16 protein-coding genes are annotated in these 16,822 nt (G+C 49.4%); 2 read left to right on the top strand and 14 right to left on the bottom strand.

The annotated features are described in order from the left end of the window. Positions 1–164: 164 nt before the first annotated feature. Entirely contained in the window at positions 165–347 is a 183-nt protein-coding gene (locus tag AC6F33_RS02780) for an amidohydrolase family protein (RefSeq protein ID WP_255747291.1), read from the bottom strand. Between the two features lie 222 nt (positions 348–569). On the opposite strand from AC6F33_RS02780, the gene AC6F33_RS02775 reads away from it, so the two are divergent. Continuing rightward, a complete protein-coding gene (locus AC6F33_RS02775; RefSeq protein ID WP_255747293.1) occupies positions 570–704 on the top strand; it encodes a hypothetical protein in 135 nt (44 codons plus the stop codon). 328 nt (positions 705–1,032) lie between these two features. Here AC6F33_RS02775 and allB read toward each other — a convergent pair whose 3' ends face one another. The 6 genes from allB to AC6F33_RS02745 all read right to left on the bottom strand — a co-directional run bounded on the left by allB (position 1,033) and on the right by AC6F33_RS02745 (position 8,042). After that, positions 1,033–2,427, bottom strand: a complete 1,395-nt coding sequence (allB, locus tag AC6F33_RS02770; protein WP_500777679.1) for an allantoinase AllB — start codon at positions 2,425–2,427, stop codon at positions 1,033–1,035. Between the two features lie 487 nt (positions 2,428–2,914). Next, on the bottom strand, positions 2,915–3,823 hold the full coding sequence (locus AC6F33_RS02765; protein ID WP_500777678.1) for a dihydroorotate dehydrogenase: 909 nt from the start codon (positions 3,821–3,823) through the stop codon (positions 2,915–2,917). Further along, on the bottom strand, positions 3,820–4,602 hold the full coding sequence (locus AC6F33_RS02760) for a dihydroorotate dehydrogenase electron transfer subunit (RefSeq protein WP_500777677.1): 783 nt from the start codon (positions 4,600–4,602) through the stop codon (positions 3,820–3,822). Before AC6F33_RS02760 ends, AC6F33_RS02765 begins: the two co-directional genes overlap by 4 nt. After that, complete coding sequence (locus AC6F33_RS02755; RefSeq protein WP_500777676.1) at positions 4,599–5,867, bottom strand: Zn-dependent hydrolase; 1,269 nt, start codon at positions 5,865–5,867, stop codon at positions 4,599–4,601. Before AC6F33_RS02755 ends, AC6F33_RS02760 begins: the two co-directional genes overlap by 4 nt. Positions 5,868–6,010: 143 nt before the next feature. Then, positions 6,011–6,790 (bottom strand): IclR family transcriptional regulator, encoded by a 780-nt coding sequence (locus AC6F33_RS02750; protein WP_500777675.1) that lies wholly within the window; start codon positions 6,788–6,790, stop codon positions 6,011–6,013. A 25-nt stretch (positions 6,791–6,815) separates the two neighbouring features. Continuing rightward, positions 6,816–8,042: an MFS transporter gene (locus AC6F33_RS02745; RefSeq protein ID WP_255747303.1), complete on the bottom strand. Its 1,227-nt coding sequence runs from the start codon at positions 8,040–8,042 to the stop codon at positions 6,816–6,818. 936 nt (positions 8,043–8,978) lie between these two features. Between AC6F33_RS02745 and AC6F33_RS02740 the strand changes: the two genes are divergently transcribed. Continuing rightward, positions 8,979–9,518 (top strand): VOC family protein, encoded by a 540-nt coding sequence (locus AC6F33_RS02740; protein ID WP_500777674.1) that lies wholly within the window; start codon positions 8,979–8,981, stop codon positions 9,516–9,518. 138 nt (positions 9,519–9,656) lie between these two features. Here AC6F33_RS02740 and AC6F33_RS02735 read toward each other — a convergent pair whose 3' ends face one another. The 7 genes from AC6F33_RS02735 to purB all read right to left on the bottom strand — a co-directional run bounded on the left by AC6F33_RS02735 (position 9,657) and on the right by purB (position 16,812). After that, a complete protein-coding gene (locus tag AC6F33_RS02735) occupies positions 9,657–10,994 on the bottom strand; it encodes an MmgE/PrpD family protein (RefSeq protein ID WP_500777673.1) in 1,338 nt (445 codons plus the stop codon). A gap of 914 nt (positions 10,995–11,908) precedes the next feature. Further along, entirely contained in the window at positions 11,909–12,421 is a 513-nt protein-coding gene (locus tag AC6F33_RS02730; protein WP_255747314.1) for a thioredoxin domain-containing protein, read from the bottom strand. A gap of 73 nt (positions 12,422–12,494) precedes the next feature. Continuing rightward, positions 12,495–13,247, bottom strand: coding sequence for an amino acid ABC transporter ATP-binding protein (locus tag AC6F33_RS02725; RefSeq protein ID WP_255747413.1), 753 nt, complete (start codon positions 13,245–13,247; stop codon positions 12,495–12,497). Positions 13,248–13,254: 7 nt separating this feature from the next. Continuing rightward, positions 13,255–13,929: an amino acid ABC transporter permease gene (locus AC6F33_RS02720; protein ID WP_500777672.1), complete on the bottom strand. Its 675-nt coding sequence runs from the start codon at positions 13,927–13,929 to the stop codon at positions 13,255–13,257. 141 nt (positions 13,930–14,070) lie between these two features. Continuing rightward, positions 14,071–14,847: a transporter substrate-binding domain-containing protein gene (locus tag AC6F33_RS02715; RefSeq protein ID WP_255747318.1), complete on the bottom strand. Its 777-nt coding sequence runs from the start codon at positions 14,845–14,847 to the stop codon at positions 14,071–14,073. Positions 14,848–14,882: 35 nt separating this feature from the next. Further along, entirely contained in the window at positions 14,883–15,428 is a 546-nt protein-coding gene (locus AC6F33_RS02710) for a GNAT family N-acetyltransferase (protein ID WP_255747319.1), read from the bottom strand. Between the two features lie 13 nt (positions 15,429–15,441). Beyond that, the gene (gene purB / locus AC6F33_RS02705; RefSeq protein ID WP_500777671.1) at positions 15,442–16,812 is read right to left on the bottom strand and encodes an adenylosuccinate lyase; all 1,371 of its coding nucleotides are present in this window, start codon (positions 16,810–16,812) and stop codon (positions 15,442–15,444) included. Positions 16,813–16,822 lie beyond the last annotated feature (10 nt).

The raw sequence follows: 16,822 nt of genomic DNA, 5'->3' as shown, positions 1-16,822 counted from the left end.
TATTTCTCATTTTTTCTAAAAAAAGATAGTGGACGATTTCGCCGTTCTTCATGACTGTTTCGCCGCGAACAATGGTTTCGACTGGAATGCCTTTGACGCGCCAACCATCGTAGGCAGTGACTTTGCTTTTGCTGTGCAGGTTGGTTGCTTTGATCGTAGCTTCCTTATTCCATGTCGACGATCGTTATGTCGGCATCGGTGCCGACTTCGAGCGAGCCTTTCTGCGGGGTAATGCCGAAGCGTTTGGCTGGGTTCTCGGACATCAGCGCGGTCAGCTTCTGCAGGCTGAGCTTGCCTTCGTGGGCTGCGTTGAGCATGAGCGGCGCCATCGTTTTGGTGCGAGGCATGCCGGCCCGCTTTTTTGTGAAAATAAAAATTTCTACGATATTAACCGTAGAAATTATTTTATATATGATCCTTTTCATTCCAATCAATTTTGTGTAATGTATCAGTCCTTATAACAGTGGTATTCGTCGTGTCCGAGATTTGTTATAATTTTTTATGTTGCCTAAATATAGTTTTGATTGCTTTCTTCGCGTTTGATTATACAACGTGAAGGAGGTGATCACGTGGTTCGACGCAGCAAGAAACAGTTACAAAAAAAGCAAGAAGAGCGCCAACACATTCTCATTGAGGAACTACTCATTCCTCTGATTATTGCGATTGTGCCGGTTCTTCTTACTTGGCTACTGTCTCAGTTTTAGGCAACAGAAGGGAATTTATACCCTTCGGAATGATAAAAGACTTCTGACTTACTCAAGGTCAGAAGTCTTTTATGTGGTTCGACGCATTATTTATATTTTTATTGTAGCAAAAAAATTCTCGAATGTCATCTAATGATTAAACATAAACAACAGCCATCCTTCGCCCTAGAATCTGCGCTTAGCCATATATCCTTTCAATATTTTATTGAAAGGTACGGTTTCGTGACTGTTTTGAGAACTGATGAATTATAGTGGTTGTTGCGCAGTAGGTCCTAAACTGCGCAAAAAAGGCAAACGTCCGGATGTGGACGTTTGCCTTTTGGTTTCTTTATTTCCCCGGCTTGATCACTTGTCCCAGCGGCTTGTGGACGATTTCGCCGTTCTTCATGACGGTTTCGCCACGGACGATGGTTTCGACTGGAACGCCTTTGACGCGCCAGCCGTCATAGGCGGTGACTTTGCTCTTGCTGTGCAGGTTGGCTGCCTTGATCGTCGCTTCCTTGTTCATGTCGACGATCGTGATGTCGGCGTCGGTGCCGACTTCGAGCGATCCTTTCTGCGGGTAGATGCCGAAGCGCTTGGCCGGGTTTTCGGCCATCAGCGCGGTCAGTTTCTGCAGGCTAAGTTTGCCTTCGTTGACTGCGTTCAGCATGAGCGGTGCCATCGTTTCGGTTCCGGGCATGCCGGCGGGAATCTCCCATAGGCTGCCCGCTTTTTCTTCAGGCGTGTGCGGTGCGTGATCAGATGAGACGATGGTGATCGTACCATCACTGATCGCCTGCCAAAGTGCTTCTTTATCTTTTTCATATTTGACCGGCGGATAGATTTTCATGACCGGGCCAACCTTCGGATAGTCCTCGTTGCTGAGGAACAGGTAGTGCGGACAGGTCTCGGCACTGACCGGCGCACCTTGCGCTTGGGCGCGTCGGATGGCGTCGGCCGCTTCTGCCGTGGTCACATGAAGCACATGCAGCTTGGCGCCGGAGGCTCTTGAAAAAGAGGTTCCCATCTGAACCGTGACTTCTTCAGCCAAATTCGGCCGTCCGTCGAGCAGCGCATTGTAATCGGTGCGGCTCGCTTTTTTCACCTGCTCTGTGAGCACTTGAATCAGGCTGCTGTCTTCGCCGTGGATGGCCAGCACCTGACCGGTTTTAGCTACGTTTTGGAAAATTTCATACACTTCACCGTCGGATAGCGGCGGCAGGACATCTGTCATTCCCGGCTCATAGTTGTAGGTGAGCTGGAAGGTGTTCTTGTTGACGGCGTAGCCCCAGAAGTACTTGAAGCCGATGACGCCGGCTTCATGGAGCTCGGGCAGCTGCGCGTTGTTCATCGGGCCGAGTGCGATACCCCAGATGCCGAAATCGACATGCGCCTTGGGCGTCAGGTTGGCGACCTGTGCATGGAAGCTTGCTGCATCACGCGTCGGCGGTGTGGTGTTCGGCATGTCGAAGATCGTTGTGATTCCACCGGCTGCGGCTGCCTGGGTTGAGGTGAAAAAGTCCTCTTTGTAGGTCGGACCTGGGTCGCGCGAATGCACGTGGACGTCGATCAGTCCAGGTAGTATGTATTGGCCTGTTGCATCGGTTTCTCTTGTTGCTTCTCCATCGAGCGGCTGCTTTGAGATGGCGGCGATTTTTCCATCATTAATATAAATATGAGCTTGATAAGTTTCGTGTGGTGTGACGATGGTTCCGTTCTTGATGACGTAATCCCAGTTCATCTGTTTTGAGCCTCCATCCGTTCAGTGAGACCACGTGCGGTCTCCTCTGTCTGATTAAATTATACGGGATTTGCACGCGGATGCCAAAATCTTGTCCGCGCTTTTCTATTTGGAAGATCCGCCAGATGAGCAGATCTGTCAGCTCGGAAATTAAGAAGTGAGTTGAGTATCGTTTTGCATGTTTGGTTGAACTTTTAGTTCATTGGGTTCAACTTTTGGTTCATTGGGTTCAACTTTCCTTCGTTTGGGTTGAAATCTTTTTGTTCGGTTCAACTTTTGGTTCGTTGGGTTCAACTTTCCTTCGTTTGGGTTGAACTCTTTCTGTTCGGTTCAATTTTTGACTTCTTTGGCTGAACTTTTGATTCATTGGGTTCAACTTGCCTTCGTTTGGGTTGAACTCTTTTTGTTCGGTTCAACTTTTGACTCCTTTGGTTCAACTTTCCTTCGTTTAGGTCTAACTCGCCTGTCGGGATCTCCGTGTTTTTCTTTAGCTGACATCAACCTGACCGATGAGATCTGTGATTTGGTCAATGTGATGACGTTCCAGATAATCCGTGATTTCATCGGTGATTATATTCATGGCATTCGGTTGAACAAAGGTTGCCGTGCCGATCTGGACGGCCGTTGCGCCGGCAAGGATCATCTCAATGGCATCTTGACCGTTCATGATGCCGCCGCTGCCGATAATGGGCAGGTCGGTTGCTTGGTGTGCTTGATAGATAAGCCTAACGATGAGCGGTTTGACAGCCGCGCCGGACAATCCGCCCATGATGTTGCCAATGCGCGGTTTGCGAGTTTCCGTATCAATCGCCATCGCCAGGAATGTATTGGCGACTGTGAGTGCATCGGCACCACCGCGCTCTGCGGCTTCGGCGATGTCCTGAATGCGCGTCACATTCGGTGTCAGCTTGGCAATCAGCGGCTTGCCGGTCACTTTGCGCACAGTGCGGAGCAGCTCATCGGTGGTCTCCGCACTCATGCCAAAGGCTTGTCCGTTATCGCGAAGATTCGGACAAGAAATATTGAGTTCGAGTGCCGCAACGCCGAACTGCTTGTCCAGCCGCGCGGCAAGCAGTTCGAATTCTTCTATTGATTCGCCGGAAATGCTGGCGATCAGCGGTGGCTCATAGTCTTGATAAACGGGCAGTATGTGCGTGATGTACTGCTCGATGCCTTTGCTTTGAATGCCGATTGAATTGATCATCCCTCCGTCCGTTTCGCAAACGCGCGGTGTTTGATTACCTCCGCGCGCAGACAAAGTGATGCTTTTCGGCACAAGGGCGCCAAGCCGGTTGATGTCGAGCAACGGCGCAAGTTCGGGACCGAATGTGCCGGAAGCCGGCATGACCGGATTTTTCAAGGTCAGGCTGCCGATTCTTACGGATAAGTCAGTCATTGCAGCACCGCCTGACTAATTGGGAATACCGGGCCTTCTGTACAGACGCGGACTGTTTTCAGCTGGTTGCCTTTGCGAATCGTGCATGCGCAGGCGTAGCAGTCGCCGATCCCGCATGCCATGTGTGCTTCAGTTGCAAGCTCCCCTTTTAGATGATAGGTCGCTGCGAGTTCCTGAACGAGCTTGCCCAATCTGCTCGATCCGCAGGTATAGACCGCGCTGATTCCTTCTTCGCAAATTAATGTTTCCGAAAGCGCGCGTACGGATTCTACTGAGCTGGTTCCTTCTTGATCAGTCACTGTGTATACCGTTGCACCCAGTCGGCTCAGTGTGTCTACCGTCAATAGATCGCCTGGCGTTCGCGCGCTCATGATCACGTGTACCTCCATATTTTCGCTACGCGCCTGCCTTGCTAAGGCGTGCAGCGTGGCAATGCCTACGCCGCGCGCAATCAGAAGCAATGCCCCTTGATCCGGCAGCGTAAACCCATGCCCGAGCGGACCGAGCAGGCTCAGCGTGTCGCCTTTTCTCATAAGGGTCATCTGCTGCGTACCGTTTCCTTTGACCAGATAGAGAAACTCGAGACAGCGCGATTCATGGTCATAGTTGTAAACGCTGAGTGGACGCCGAAGCGGGTTCTTCCAGTTATCACTGCACCGGATTTGGAAAAACTGACCGGGTTGAACCGGACGGTCGAGTGCAGACACGTCAAGGGTCATCTGCCAATAACGCCTACTTACAGGATGATTGTCTATTAGTCGTGCATCGAATAATTTCATAGGCTTTGTTTTACACCTGCTTTCGTGTTGGATTCAATGACTGCTCGCTCAAGCACGGCTGCCTCCAGAACCTCGATTCCTGTCATGATGTCTTGTAAATCGGTATGTTCATCAGGATGATGGCTGATACCGCCGGTGGATGGCACAAAGATCATGCCTACGGGGCACAGGACTGCCATGTTCATGGTGTCATGTCCTGCCCCGCTTGGCATACGGATGAATCCAATTTTTTTCTTGCGGCAGACGGTCTCAAAGGTCTTAATGACATCGGCATCCATACGTACCGGGGTTTCATCGCTCAGCAGCGTACAATCGATCTGCAAATGCCGCGTCGCGCGTAAATGATCAAGGAATGTGTAGAGAAATTGAACGACGCGATCCTTAGATGTACGTGAAATACTGCGAATGTCGACCTTCAGATGGGTTTCGCCCGGGACCACATTCATCGCGCCGGGTGCAATCTCAATATCGCCGACCGTGGCTACCGTTCCGTGCTCCATTTCACGTCGGGCGGCTTTTTCGAGCTCAATGGTGATCTCGGCTGCTCCGATCAAGGCATCCTGTCTCTGATTCATCGGCGTGGAGCCTGAATGTGCCGCATGTCCCTTCACACAAATGTTGAACCGCGTCGGCGCGGCGATGCCGCTGACCACACCGATTGGACTGTTTGTTCCTTCAAGCATGGGTCCCTGTTCAATGTGCATTTCCATAAAAGCAGCAAGGGCATGTTTCTGCAGTTGTGCTTCTTCAAGGCGGCCGAATTCAAGACCGCGTTCCGCAAACACGGATTGAATGGTTCGACCCTCCTTATCTGTGAGACTCGCAATATCCCTTTGCTTGATCAGCCCTGCCATTGCCTTACTGCCGATTTGTGAGAATCCGAATCGAGCCGATTCTTCGCAGGCAAACGCAAAAATATCTATTGGATGTTTCGTCCGGATGTTTCGATCATTCAGATCACGCACAATTTCCAATGCTGCAAGAACGCCTATTGCCCCGTCATATTTTCCGCCTTCATAGACTGTGTCGAGATGGGAGCCGATTCCGATCGCCGGAAGCTCCGGACAGGTGCCGGTCCTGCGCGCGATCACATTGCCGGCCGCATCCATTCGTACCGATAGTCCTGCTGCCTTACACTGTGCCATGAAATAGTCGGTCGCTTGTTTTTCCTCTCTACTAAAGGCAAGCCGTTTCATTCCTCGATCCGTACTGCCTATTTTCCCAAGTTCATCCATTGTCTGTTTGAATCTTTGTACCTCTACCATTGCATATCGCCATCCTTAATGCATTTCCTAAGTAATTATGTCATCAGTTGTCTCTCTACGTGTTCGCGCAATGACTTTCTCTCTCGTGCTTGGAAGTAAATAGAGCTGGCCTTCCCGAGAAGATCTCTCGTCAGCCAGCTATTTTAAAACAATGAACTCAGTGCCTGCATCGAGCTCAGGTGATCGCTTGCCTGCTCCGCCACTCGCTGTAATGTCTGAATCAATTTATCTTTATGTGCGTCGAAATAATGATATTCGCCAACCAAGCTCAAGCTGATTGAGGTCTGATCTTTTCCATGAAAAATCGGGACAGATAATGCCGCTGTGCCGAGTTCAAGCTCCTGCTCGCAGTATGCCGCTCTTTCAACTCGTGCCTTTTGAATCTTTTGCCGAAGATCGTTGACATCCGTTAAAGTAAAAGGTGTCAATGGATCCAATTTTTCTTTGTCCAACAGGCGGTCAATCACTGCATTCGACTGAAATGCCATGATAATCTGAGCCGCCGCTGCCGCATGCACCGGCATACGCTGTCCGACATGGACGAAAAAGCTGTTACCTGCACTGGACGGCTGATGCGTATGCGTGCAGAAAATTTCATCGGATTGAAAACGGCAGATAAATGCGTACAGGCCGGTTTCTTCTCCAACCTGCTTGCAATACTGTGCTAGCAAGCCAACAGGATCCCGATTCTGGAGAAACGCACTGCCCCAGGCCATTGATTTCGGCCCAAGCATATACTTTTTCGATTCCGGATCCTGCACCACTAATTGGTATCCCATCATGCTCTGCAGCATTCGGTGCAAGGTTCCCTTACTGAGCAAGGTCTGCCGTGAAAGCTCCGCAATCCCAACTCCGGCAGCCGGGCAATTGCTGATTTGGTCCATCAGCTTTACAAACCGGTCCATCCATTCGATCGTGATCACGTCCTTTCTCTTCGTACCTTTTTAATTAAACGAGATCTTTGCCCTTCGTCTCCGGAACGAGCAGGAGAATCGACACGGCTGCCAAAATATAAACAAATGAGATGGTACCAAGCGCCGCACTGAGTGAATGGTTCATCGCCATAAATCCGATGATCAGCGGACCAAAGCTGCCGATGAATCGGCCTGTATTAAAGATAATATTTTCAGCGGTTGAACGTGCTCGCGTTGAATAGTGCTCAGCCAGCAGCGCGCCGTAACCGCCCATCATTCCGTTTACGAAGAAACCGAGAACAGAGCCGAGCACTACGAGCGTTGTCGGATTGTCAATATGGAAATAGATCCATACGATAATTGCCGCGCATATTTGAAAGGTAATGTATGCCGGTTTGCGGCCCCATTTGTCTGCAAGCCAAGCGAACGTAATAATGCCAATGACCATGCCGATAACCGTTGAAATCGTCCAAACCACGGTACCGTTAATCGTGTAGTGGTGCTGCTGCGCGAGCATCGTCGGCATCCAGTTCATAATGCCGAAATACCCGAAATTCTGCACACTGCAGATGATAATCAAGCCAAGCGTTGTACCGGTAATACGCCAGTTTTTGAAAAGTTCAACGATAGAAATGGAGGATTTTTTTTCATTCTTTGTCTTCAGCCAAATATCCGGTTCTTTTAGGCTGCGGCGTGACCACCAAGCGAGCAGTGCAGGAATAACGCCTACAAGGAATACGCCTTTCCAACCAAAATGCGGTGCGATGAACGCCGCAGTCAGTGTCGCAAGGATCGTTCCTCCTTGATACCCCAGCGCAACGTAAGAAGTGGCGCGCGTCCGGGACTTTTTCGGCCACGTTTCGGTTACAAGGGTCATACCGATCCCGAACTCGCCGCCAAGACCAAGTCCGGAGAGAAACCGGAAAATGTTAAACGTTTCGTAATTTGGTGCGAACGCGCATAATCCAGTAAACACGGAAAATACGAGAATCGTCCATGTGAACACACGGACACGTCCATAGCTGTCGGCCAGAATACCAAATGCATAACCGCCGATCACAACGCCAAGCATGGTAATCGTCGAGATACTTCCTGCCTGCGCAGGATTGAGGCTGTAATAAGCGATAATTAATGGCAGTACAAACGAAAGCATCATCATGTCCAACCCGTCCATCGCATAACCAACAATCGATGCCCACAGGGTTTTGTGCTGATAAGGTCCAATTTCATTCAATTCCACAGTGCTGTTTGACTCGGTCATTTTTCTTCTCTGCCCTTCTTTTTCTGAAATTTGTTATGAGTGCCCAAGGTGTTTATTCAAATGATCTGGATAATCGTTCCATTGAGTGGAACGTCGTTTCTATTTTGAATAAACTAAAATTAAAGGAATGAAGTCATTGTAACCTTTCTTATAAACAAGCAAAAGGATCGTGTCAGAATATATGACAAACTATTTTTTAATTCAACATCATACGATTCATTTTATCGCATGGACATGTTCCCGGGTTCTATTGATTTATCGGCATTTCATGCAAACTCAGAAAAATGGGCACAGCCCACTCCCTATTTCCGCAGTATGCGGACTTTCGCTTTGCGCAGAACGTACTTTCACAGGACATGTAGGCTTTTCGAAAGATCCTTTGCTCCAAATGAAATTTTGAATCGTTAACCTTGTGCTTGAACAGACACTCCTGTTTCCGGGCAATATGTAACGAGTAAAATAAGCGGAGATTTTCCGGTTATGTGCACTATGGAGCTTATTTCGCCGGTAAATAAGGGGAATTTTTCCGTCTATGCAAAGCAAAACCCTTCATTTTCACGTTTTTCGATTGGGATAAGCGAAATTTCTCCGTCTATTTAAGTTATTTTTTCATTCATTTTCTAATTAAGCGGGAATGTAATTTATTTTGTGTAAATGAATGATTTCCTGAATACAGTTAAAACTGGTGATACTCTTACTTGACAGGGGGATAGAGCGCTGCTGGAGAGCAACTTGAGCACCTGAATAAATGAGTTCGATATGCGGATGAACGCGCAGCTTAATTGTGCGGTAGATATCCGGCCAGCGATTTTCCCACTTTTGCAGGCTTTATCTAATCCGTAGACTGGCTTGTGAACTCACTCAGGTTTACATTGAGTCCAAACTGGATATATCTCTATTAAACAGTTAAGGATTTGTATATGGAGGCATTCTATTTTGAAAGAAGATCAATTTGGAGCATTACCAAGAGGAATTAATCACATTGGGCTGACTGTGCCAAATCTTGATCAAGCATCAGATTTTTTAAAAAAAGCACTTGGTGCAGAGTACGTATATGACGGTTTAACTTTAGATGATGCCCCTCGAAAAGGGCGGACGGTAGAGCATCAACTTGGCCTTTCGGATGGCAGTAAAATTATAAAGCAACGTTTGCTCAGAATTGGCAATGGAGCAAATCTTGAGTTGTTTGAGATTGTCTCAGACAAACAGACACAGCCTGCCGGATTGCAGGATTTGGGATGGAATCATATCTCTATTTATGTAGATCATATCGAAACAGCTGTGGCTCGTGCGAAAGCTGCCGGTGCCCAATTTTTATCCGAGATCCACGGAAATTCGAAGCATGAAGATACACCTGAAAACGCCAGCGTCTATTTTGTGACTCCCTGGGGTTCGCTTGTTGAACTGCAATCCATTCCCAACGGATATTATTATCCTGATGACAGCGAAGCGGAGACTTGGATGCCGGAAGGATAATTCATTTATGATCGGTATGAACACAGACATTAAAACTCGGCATAATGGGCCGAGTTTTTTAATGGCTTGCTCACTTATGGGGCAGAACTTGTTTCTGAACAGGAGTCACAAACGGACTTCCGGGACGACTTCATTTTTTCAATTAATCAAGTGGATAAGCGGTCCGAGTGTTTTCTGTTCCAGTCGATTGATTAACGCAGCGATTTCGTTCGCATGCGCGGATGCTTTGCTGAGCTTGGTTTGATGTTCAAGCTGAGAAAGCGGATTTGCGGGACTGCCCTTCGGCTGGTCAACAATCGTTGAAAAGATTTGGCCGGATCGGGTGGTCACTTTGACTGCCGTGTATCGGCCTTTTGGCTGCGCATTCTTGGATGCTTGCCATTCCGGATCATCGTATTTGCGCTGCACTTTGAGCAGCTCGGCACGTGTTTTCTCCGGGATCGGTGTTGGCGCGAACGCGTCCCGTTCCAAAGGCTGTCCGGTTAACGCAAGCCAAACAATGTATTCAATGCAAAAGCGTCCCTCTTCACCTGTCTGCGGTGCGCGAACGAGCAGTGCGCTGTCACCGTTTTTCGGGAAAAAGACATCGATGCAGTCAATATCGGATGCTACAAATCGATGAGCGCGGTATAGGCTTTGTGCTGCATCCGCGCCCTGCATCGCTGCTGAGCAGAAGGTATAACGCTTGAACCACAGTCCTGGCGAGACGATTCGCCAAGGTTTTCCCCATGTTTGCTCCCATTGAGCGATGTCCGGATTGGCGGTCCCATAGACGCGGAAATAACCGTTTGCTTCATTAAACAGCTCTGTCGATCCGGCAATGCCTGCCTCTTCTACTGCTTCATAAGCAAAAACAGCCGAACGTGCCGCCAGTCCTGCGTGCAGCGGCTTAACCGCTGTGCCGACTTGAAAACGAAGTCCGGCACTTTGTGTCGCTGCAATGCCGAGCACCTGCGCCAGCCGAATATCAGGCAGATGCTTAAGCGCGCCAATCGCTGCTGCGGCTGCAATTGCACCGAATGTTCCGGTCGCGTGCCATCCGTGCAGATAGTGATAGGGATTGACGGATTCGCCAAGACGGGCCATCAACTCGACACCAATGATATAAGCGCGCAAGAACTCATCGCCCCTAGTGTCTCCATCAGATACTGCAAGCAGCGCGGACAAAATGGGCGCACTCGGATGTCCGCGTACGCCGGCATGTGTGTCGTCATAATCAAGGTAATGTGCTTGGAATCCATTAAACAAAGCGGCGTTCTGTGCTGTGACGCATATATTGGCGCCGATTAAGGTTGCCGGGCCTTGTTCGCGTGCAACATAATCGCGCAGCCTTGCAACGGCCGATTCCTGAACGGCAGCGAGTGACGACGCGATATAATCGGAAAGTCCGGTTCGCGCGGCTGCCAACGCCTGATCATCCTGCAGCGGATCCGAAGATTGGATTAGCTTTATAATTGTTTCCGTTTGATGGTCCATGTCCCGCCCTCCTTGCAAATTAACTGATCTATTCGGAAGATCCGCCTCCTTCGGCGGATCCGTCCGCTTCTGGAATAAACGAACAGCTTGATTCGAACTTTTTCGTATTGGGATAAATGCTCATTGTTCAATTTCGGCGTGCTGCTGTGCTATGAACAATCCAATGAAAAGACAGGGCTACTGATAAGATCGTAAGCGATTAAGACAATAAATTTTGCCGCACTTATGATACGATTCAGCATCACGCATCCAAATAAGGGGTTCTTTTGTGCTAATAAACAATGATCCCCATTCAGCTCACCTTTGTTTCATTAAGCATTCTTAAAATAAGCGGAGATTTTCCGGTTATATGTATCATGGAGCTTGTTACGCCGGTAAATAAGGGTAATTTTTCCGCTTATGCAAGGCAAAACCCTCCATTTTCATGTTTTTCGTCTCGATAAGCGGAATTTCTCCGTCTATTTAAGCTATTTTTTCGTTCATTTTCTAATTAAGCGGAATTTTTCCGTCTATTTATCAGATTGGGTGCTTACTTGATCGTACAACCGATCCGTGCGGATTAGGAGTCAGCCTCTTATGACCCTATCGTCGTACCTGCAAGGCGAAACGATAAACTTTCTTTACCTGTGAAAAAGGCCGGGCACAGCCCGGTCCTTGGCTGTCAATCTGTGTGAAGCTTTGATCCATTAACTCTGTGACTTGAGCGACACTTCAGATGCTCGCTTGCCGCGGGCGATCCGGGAGCCTCCTCGGACATGCTCATATCTGCGGGGTCTCCCCTGGCTCGCTGGTCCCGCAGGCGTCTCGCGCTTTCGTGTCTAGTTTCCAACTTTTTGTTCATCCGGAAATCATATACTTTCTTTTCCTGTGAAAAAGGCCGGGCATATGTTGGCCCGGCCTTAACTCGTTGCAGATCAGATTGCAGGTGCGGATTCTAATTCTTTGTTCAGGTCGTCCTGCGTGATTTTGATCGGCGTTGATCCATTCTTGCTGAACAGCGCGGTCGGCACGGAAGTTGCGTCGAAGGCAATCGCTTCCTGAGTAATGGTCAGGCTGTACTCTGTGTTGTCTGGCTGCACAGTCAGTCCATAGTTGTCGGTCAGGTAGGTCTTGATTTCACTGTCGTTGAGCGCTTTCCATTCTGCCTGATCCTTGAACAGCTGCAGGATGATCGGGTTGGTTTTCGCCTGATCCTTGTAGTCGAGGAACAGGTGCACCAGGTTGCCCTTGAGCAGGCCGACCTTCGGCTTATCAAACGGCTTGAGAATGAGCTCAAGCTGCTTGTTTTCGATGGCCGGAAGCAGCTCTGTTTCATAGTTTTTCAGATAGTTTGCGCAGTGCGGGCAGGCAAGGTTGGTCATCACAGTCAATTTCAGCGGTGCTTCTTTGGAACCGAAATGAAAGCCTGTATCGGATAGTGTAGGCATGGTGATCCCTCCAATTTGATGTTACTTTTACGCTAACTTAATCTGCGGCGAGGCGCAAGAAATATGCAACGGCTTATACCGGTACTTCTTTGTGCTTGTCAAGTTGCTGCAGGAAACGTCGCGTACGCTCATTTTTTGAATAGCGAAGGACATCGTTCGGTGCCCCTTGTTCGATAATTTTGCCATCCGCCATGAACACGACCTTGTCGGCGACTTCACGTGCAAATTCGATTTCGTGGGTGACAACAATCATGGTCATCTTTTTTTCCGCAAGGTTGCGGAGAACACGTAATACACTGTCGACCAGTTCGGGATCGAGCGCGGAGGTCGGTTCGTCGAGCAGGATCGCTTTCGGATTCACCGCGAGCGCGCGGGCGATACTGACGCGCTGCTGCTGACCGCCGGACAACGTGACGGGATATTGGTCACGCTGATCTTCGAGATTGACCTGTTTGAGAAATTCCAATCCGAGACGCTCTGCCTCACTTTTCTTCATGTTCTTGGCGAGGATCAGTGCGGCGGTCACATTTTGCAGTGCGGTCTTATTACGGAACAGGTTGTAGTGCTGAAACACCATGGCCGTCTGTTGGCGCAATGCGACGACCTCTTTTTTTCCATAATGTTCCGCACCCAGACTTGCTTCGCCGATTTTGATTTCACCTTGATCCGGCTGTTCGAGCAGGTTCAGACAGCGCAGCAAGGTTGATTTTCCGGAACCGGACGGGCCGATAATCGCGACAACTTCACCTTCGTCGACCGTGAAATCGATACCGTCCAACACGACGTTGTCTTTAAATTTTTTGTGCAGATTGTGTACGTTAATCATGCTCATTTTATGCCCTCCTCAATGGTTTCCCAAGCCATTTTTCCAAATAGCTCTGCAGCCAGGAATAGATGATCACAAGCATCCAATAGGTGAGGCCGATTGCCAGGTAGGTCTCGAAAAATTTCAACGAGGCTGAAGCGATCATTTTCCCTTCGGCGAACAGCTCGGTAACGCCGAGTGTGAACGCGAGCGAGGTCTGCTTAATCAGCGATACAAAGGTGTTACCGGTGCCGGGTAAAGCATTGAGCGCTGCCTGGGGCAAGACGATATGGGTGAAAATCTTGAATCTGCTGATGCCGACGGCGAGCCCCGCCTCGAGTTGCCCTTCATCCACGGAATCGAGTCCGGCGCGAAAGATTTCCGCAAGAAAAGATGCTTCCTTTAAGCTCAAGCCGATAATGGCCGTGACCATTGCGTTCAACCCGGACAATGATGGAAAGAGCTGCGGCAGGCCGTAATAGATGATGAAAAGCAGGACCAGTGTCGGCATCGCCCGAAACAGTGAGATATAGACAATAGCAAGCTGCTTGACGCCGGGCAGATTGGATTGACGTGCAAGCGCAATGACCAGTCCGAGCAGGCAGGCGAAGATCATCGATATCACAGCAAGCAGCAAGGTGATGGGTATATAGTTGAAAATCAATGGAAAAACACGAAGCATATAGCCAAAGTCGAAATTCATGATGTCTTTGTCTTCCTTTCTGTCTGAATGGACCGAATGTGTGCGAGGTGCTCGCCAAAATGCATTGCAGTACCTTCTTCAATGCATGCCGCATTAAAGGCGTCGATGAGCCGGCCCCATGATATACCGCCGAGGTCCATTTTACTTCTCAACAGTAATATCTTCATCGAAGTACTTTTCCGAAATTTTCTTGAGTGTGCCGTCTTCCTGCATTTTTTTCAGTTCCTTATCGAAAGCCTTCTGCAACTTTTTGCCTTTGGCATTCTTAAGGAATGGAAAGGCAACTTTATCTTCCGCTGCTGCTCCGTCAATAATTTTTAACGGCAGTTTGTTTTTTTCAATGGTTGCTTTCAGGATCGGGCGTGTGTTGACGAAACCGGCAACCTGATTTTTCACGGCGTCACTGATTGCTCCGTCGCGTGTTTCATAGGTCTTGATTTTAATTTTGGAATCGTATGCTTGCAGGCTCTTCACGTTGTTTGATCCGAGGACACCCGCAACCGTTTTGCCTTCCAAGTCTTTCAAACTCTTAATCTGTGTATTTGCTTTATTCGTTGCAACCTGTGTCGCGTAATAACTATATGGCGTTGAAAATGCATATTTTTCCGCGCGTTCCGGTGTAACTGCTACTGCATTGGCAATCGAATCAATTTTACTGCCGTCCAATTGGCCGATCAAGCCTGCAAAGTCAACGGTCACCCATTTGACTTTGTAATTCAAACGCTTCGCAATCGTCTCGGCCACTTCAACATCAAAACCAACGAGGTTGTCGCCGTCTTTATAGCTGTTTGGGTAGCTTTGTCCGGTTGTTCCGAGTGTGATGGTTTTATTGCCGGATCCTGTGCTTTGCCCGTTGCCGCAAGCAGCAATAGGAAGCAGTAAGAGAATAGATAGTGTGAGTGCAACTAATTTCTTCATAAGTAAAAAATTCCCCTTTTTCCGTTCATGTCGATTTAATGTTGTGTGGACACAGTCAGCGGGTTCGTTTTTCTCCACTGTTCATAGAGCTGCTGATCAAGCACCTTCAGAAAATAAATGGTGATGTGCCCTTTTTTCAAATCAGCCGTACCGACCTTAACGAAGCCGAGCGATTCATACATCGAGGCAAGCCAAGGATGGCTGTCGGCCGTGCCGAGCGTCACGGCGGGCAGATGCAGCTGCTGAATGAGTACTGTTTCCTCAACCCAGTGAAGCAGGTTCTTGCCCAAGCCGGAGTTCTTCTTTGACGGTGCGGTGGCGAACCAGCCGATATGCGGCAATCCGTATGGGCCGGGATTCGGTCCCCACGGAAAACGAAGAGACAGACTGGAGACAAGTTCGCCCTCCTCCTCGATGACGTAGACCGCATTGCCGCGCAAGTGGCGAACAATTTGCTCGCGATCTGCGGTGGCTGCTGCAAAATGGATGCCGAGCTCGCGAATCGATGCATAGGCGGAATGAATGAGCCGATAGTATGCGTCCGTGTCGGCGAGCGTCGCTTTTCGGTAAATATAGGTCATGCTTGTCGCTCCTTTATTGCTGAACCGGCCGACCGAGTACGGTGTCGGCACGCTGCAGGACGCGGTTGATTGCCGTCTGCGTACTGCCGAGATAGTGTGCCGGGTCGAGCCAGTGATCAATTTCTTCTTTACTGAAACGTGAACGAATCTCCGCTTCCTCCCACAGAACATCCTCAAACGGACGTTCCTGTTCAAAGGCGGTCATCGCGCAGGTGTAGACAAGGTGATGCGCGGTTTGTTTGCCAACCTCCTTGCCCAGCTCGAACATTACTTTTTCCGATAAAATCAAGCCATGCTGCAGCTTGAGATTTTTCAGCATGTTATCCTTACGCACCGTCAAGCCTTTCAGAATCCCCTGAGCCAGCTGCAGCTGAGCGGAGAGGTAGATATTCAATTCAGGCAGTGCAATCCATTCGGCGCGCCAGCTCATCGCGTCGCGCTCATGCTCCATGGTCAGTGATTGATGAATCAGCGCGGCTGCATGCAACACTGGCTGTGTCAGACTGGCCAGTCCCTCGCATGAGCTCGGGTTGCGCTTATGCGGCATAGTCGACGAGCCGACCTTGCCGGCTGTGAACGGTTCTTCAATTTCGTCGATTTCTGTATGCATCAGCAAGTAAAATTCATTGCCGATTTTACCCAGAGTACCGCTGATCAGTGCGACCACAGAGGCATACTCAGAAAAACGGTCACGCGAGGACTGCCAGCAAATGTTCGGCACGTTCAAGTCAAGCTTTTCTAATGCTAATTTCTCAATTTCCGGCCCTTTGCCGTCGAACGATGCATAGGTGCCAACTGCGCCGCTGATGTTTCCGGTCAGGACGCGTGCTTTGATTTCCTTGAGCCGATCGAGATGACGCAGTAATTCGTCGAGCCAGATGGCGCATTTAAAGCCGAAGGTAATCGGCAGCGCCTGAACGCCGTGCGTGCGGCCAGTCATGAGCGTATTCCGATACTTCTCGGCGAGGCCGCGAAGCAGGAGAGCAACAGCCTTGGTGTCGCGTTCGACAATAGTGAACGCTTCCTTCAGCTGCAGAACAGTGCCGGTGTCAACGATGTCCTGGGTTGTTGCGCCATAGTGAACGAATTCACCGTAGTCGCCGCTTTGATGCTGCAGCGCTTCAATCGTCGGCATGAGCGTATGCTGCAGTTCGGCGACTCGTGCTGCGATCGCATCGAGATCGTAATGATCCGCGTCGGCATGTGCCTCGATTGCTTTCGCCGCTTTCTCCGGAATTAAACCAACCTCGCCCTCAGCGTATGCAAGCGCGGCTTCAACGTCAAGATGCTTTTGAAAGCGATTTTTTTCTTCCCATACTTGGCGCATCTCCGTAGTGCCGAAGCTGCCGCCGACCATTCGATTATCAATGATGTGTGCTCCCATTGCTACCCTC

Source organism: Sporolactobacillus sp. BBK16-2 (assembly GCF_059878335.1).
The sequence above is the reverse complement of the archived record's forward strand: the minus strand, read 5'-3'. Positions and strand labels throughout refer to the sequence as shown.

Excerpts from the sequence above, each read along its gene's own strand:
- AC6F33_RS02730 (WP_255747314.1), bottom strand. The coding sequence starts at position 12,421 with ATGCCTACACTATCCGATACAGGCTTTCATTTCGGTTCCAAAGAAGCA.
- AC6F33_RS02780 (WP_255747291.1), bottom strand. The coding sequence starts at position 347 with ATGCCTCGCACCAAAACGATGGCGCCGCTCATGCTCAACGCAGCCCAC.
- AC6F33_RS02710 (WP_255747319.1), bottom strand. The coding sequence starts at position 15,428 with ATGACCTATATTTACCGAAAAGCGACGCTCGCCGACACGGACGCATAC.
- AC6F33_RS02765 (WP_500777678.1), bottom strand. The coding sequence starts at position 3,823 with ATGACTGACTTATCCGTAAGAATCGGCAGCCTGACCTTGAAAAATCCG.
- purB (WP_500777671.1), bottom strand. The coding sequence starts at position 16,812 with ATGGGAGCACACATCATTGATAATCGAATGGTCGGCGGCAGCTTCGGC.
- AC6F33_RS02745 (WP_255747303.1), bottom strand. The coding sequence starts at position 8,042 with ATGACCGAGTCAAACAGCACTGTGGAATTGAATGAAATTGGACCTTAT.
- allB (WP_500777679.1), bottom strand. The coding sequence starts at position 2,427 with ATGAACTGGGATTACGTCATCAAGAACGGAACCATCGTCACACCACAC.
- AC6F33_RS02715 (WP_255747318.1), bottom strand. The coding sequence starts at position 14,847 with ATGAAGAAATTAGTTGCACTCACACTATCTATTCTCTTACTGCTTCCT.
- AC6F33_RS02720 (WP_500777672.1), bottom strand. The coding sequence starts at position 13,929 with ATGAATTTCGACTTTGGCTATATGCTTCGTGTTTTTCCATTGATTTTC.
- AC6F33_RS02760 (WP_500777677.1), bottom strand. The coding sequence starts at position 4,602 with ATGAAATTATTCGATGCACGACTAATAGACAATCATCCTGTAAGTAGG.
- AC6F33_RS02755 (WP_500777676.1), bottom strand. The coding sequence starts at position 5,867 with ATGGTAGAGGTACAAAGATTCAAACAGACAATGGATGAACTTGGGAAA.
- AC6F33_RS02725 (WP_255747413.1), bottom strand. The coding sequence starts at position 13,247 with ATGATTAACGTACACAATCTGCACAAAAAATTTAAAGACAACGTCGTG.
- AC6F33_RS02735 (WP_500777673.1), bottom strand. The coding sequence starts at position 10,994 with ATGGACCATCAAACGGAAACAATTATAAAGCTAATCCAATCTTCGGAT.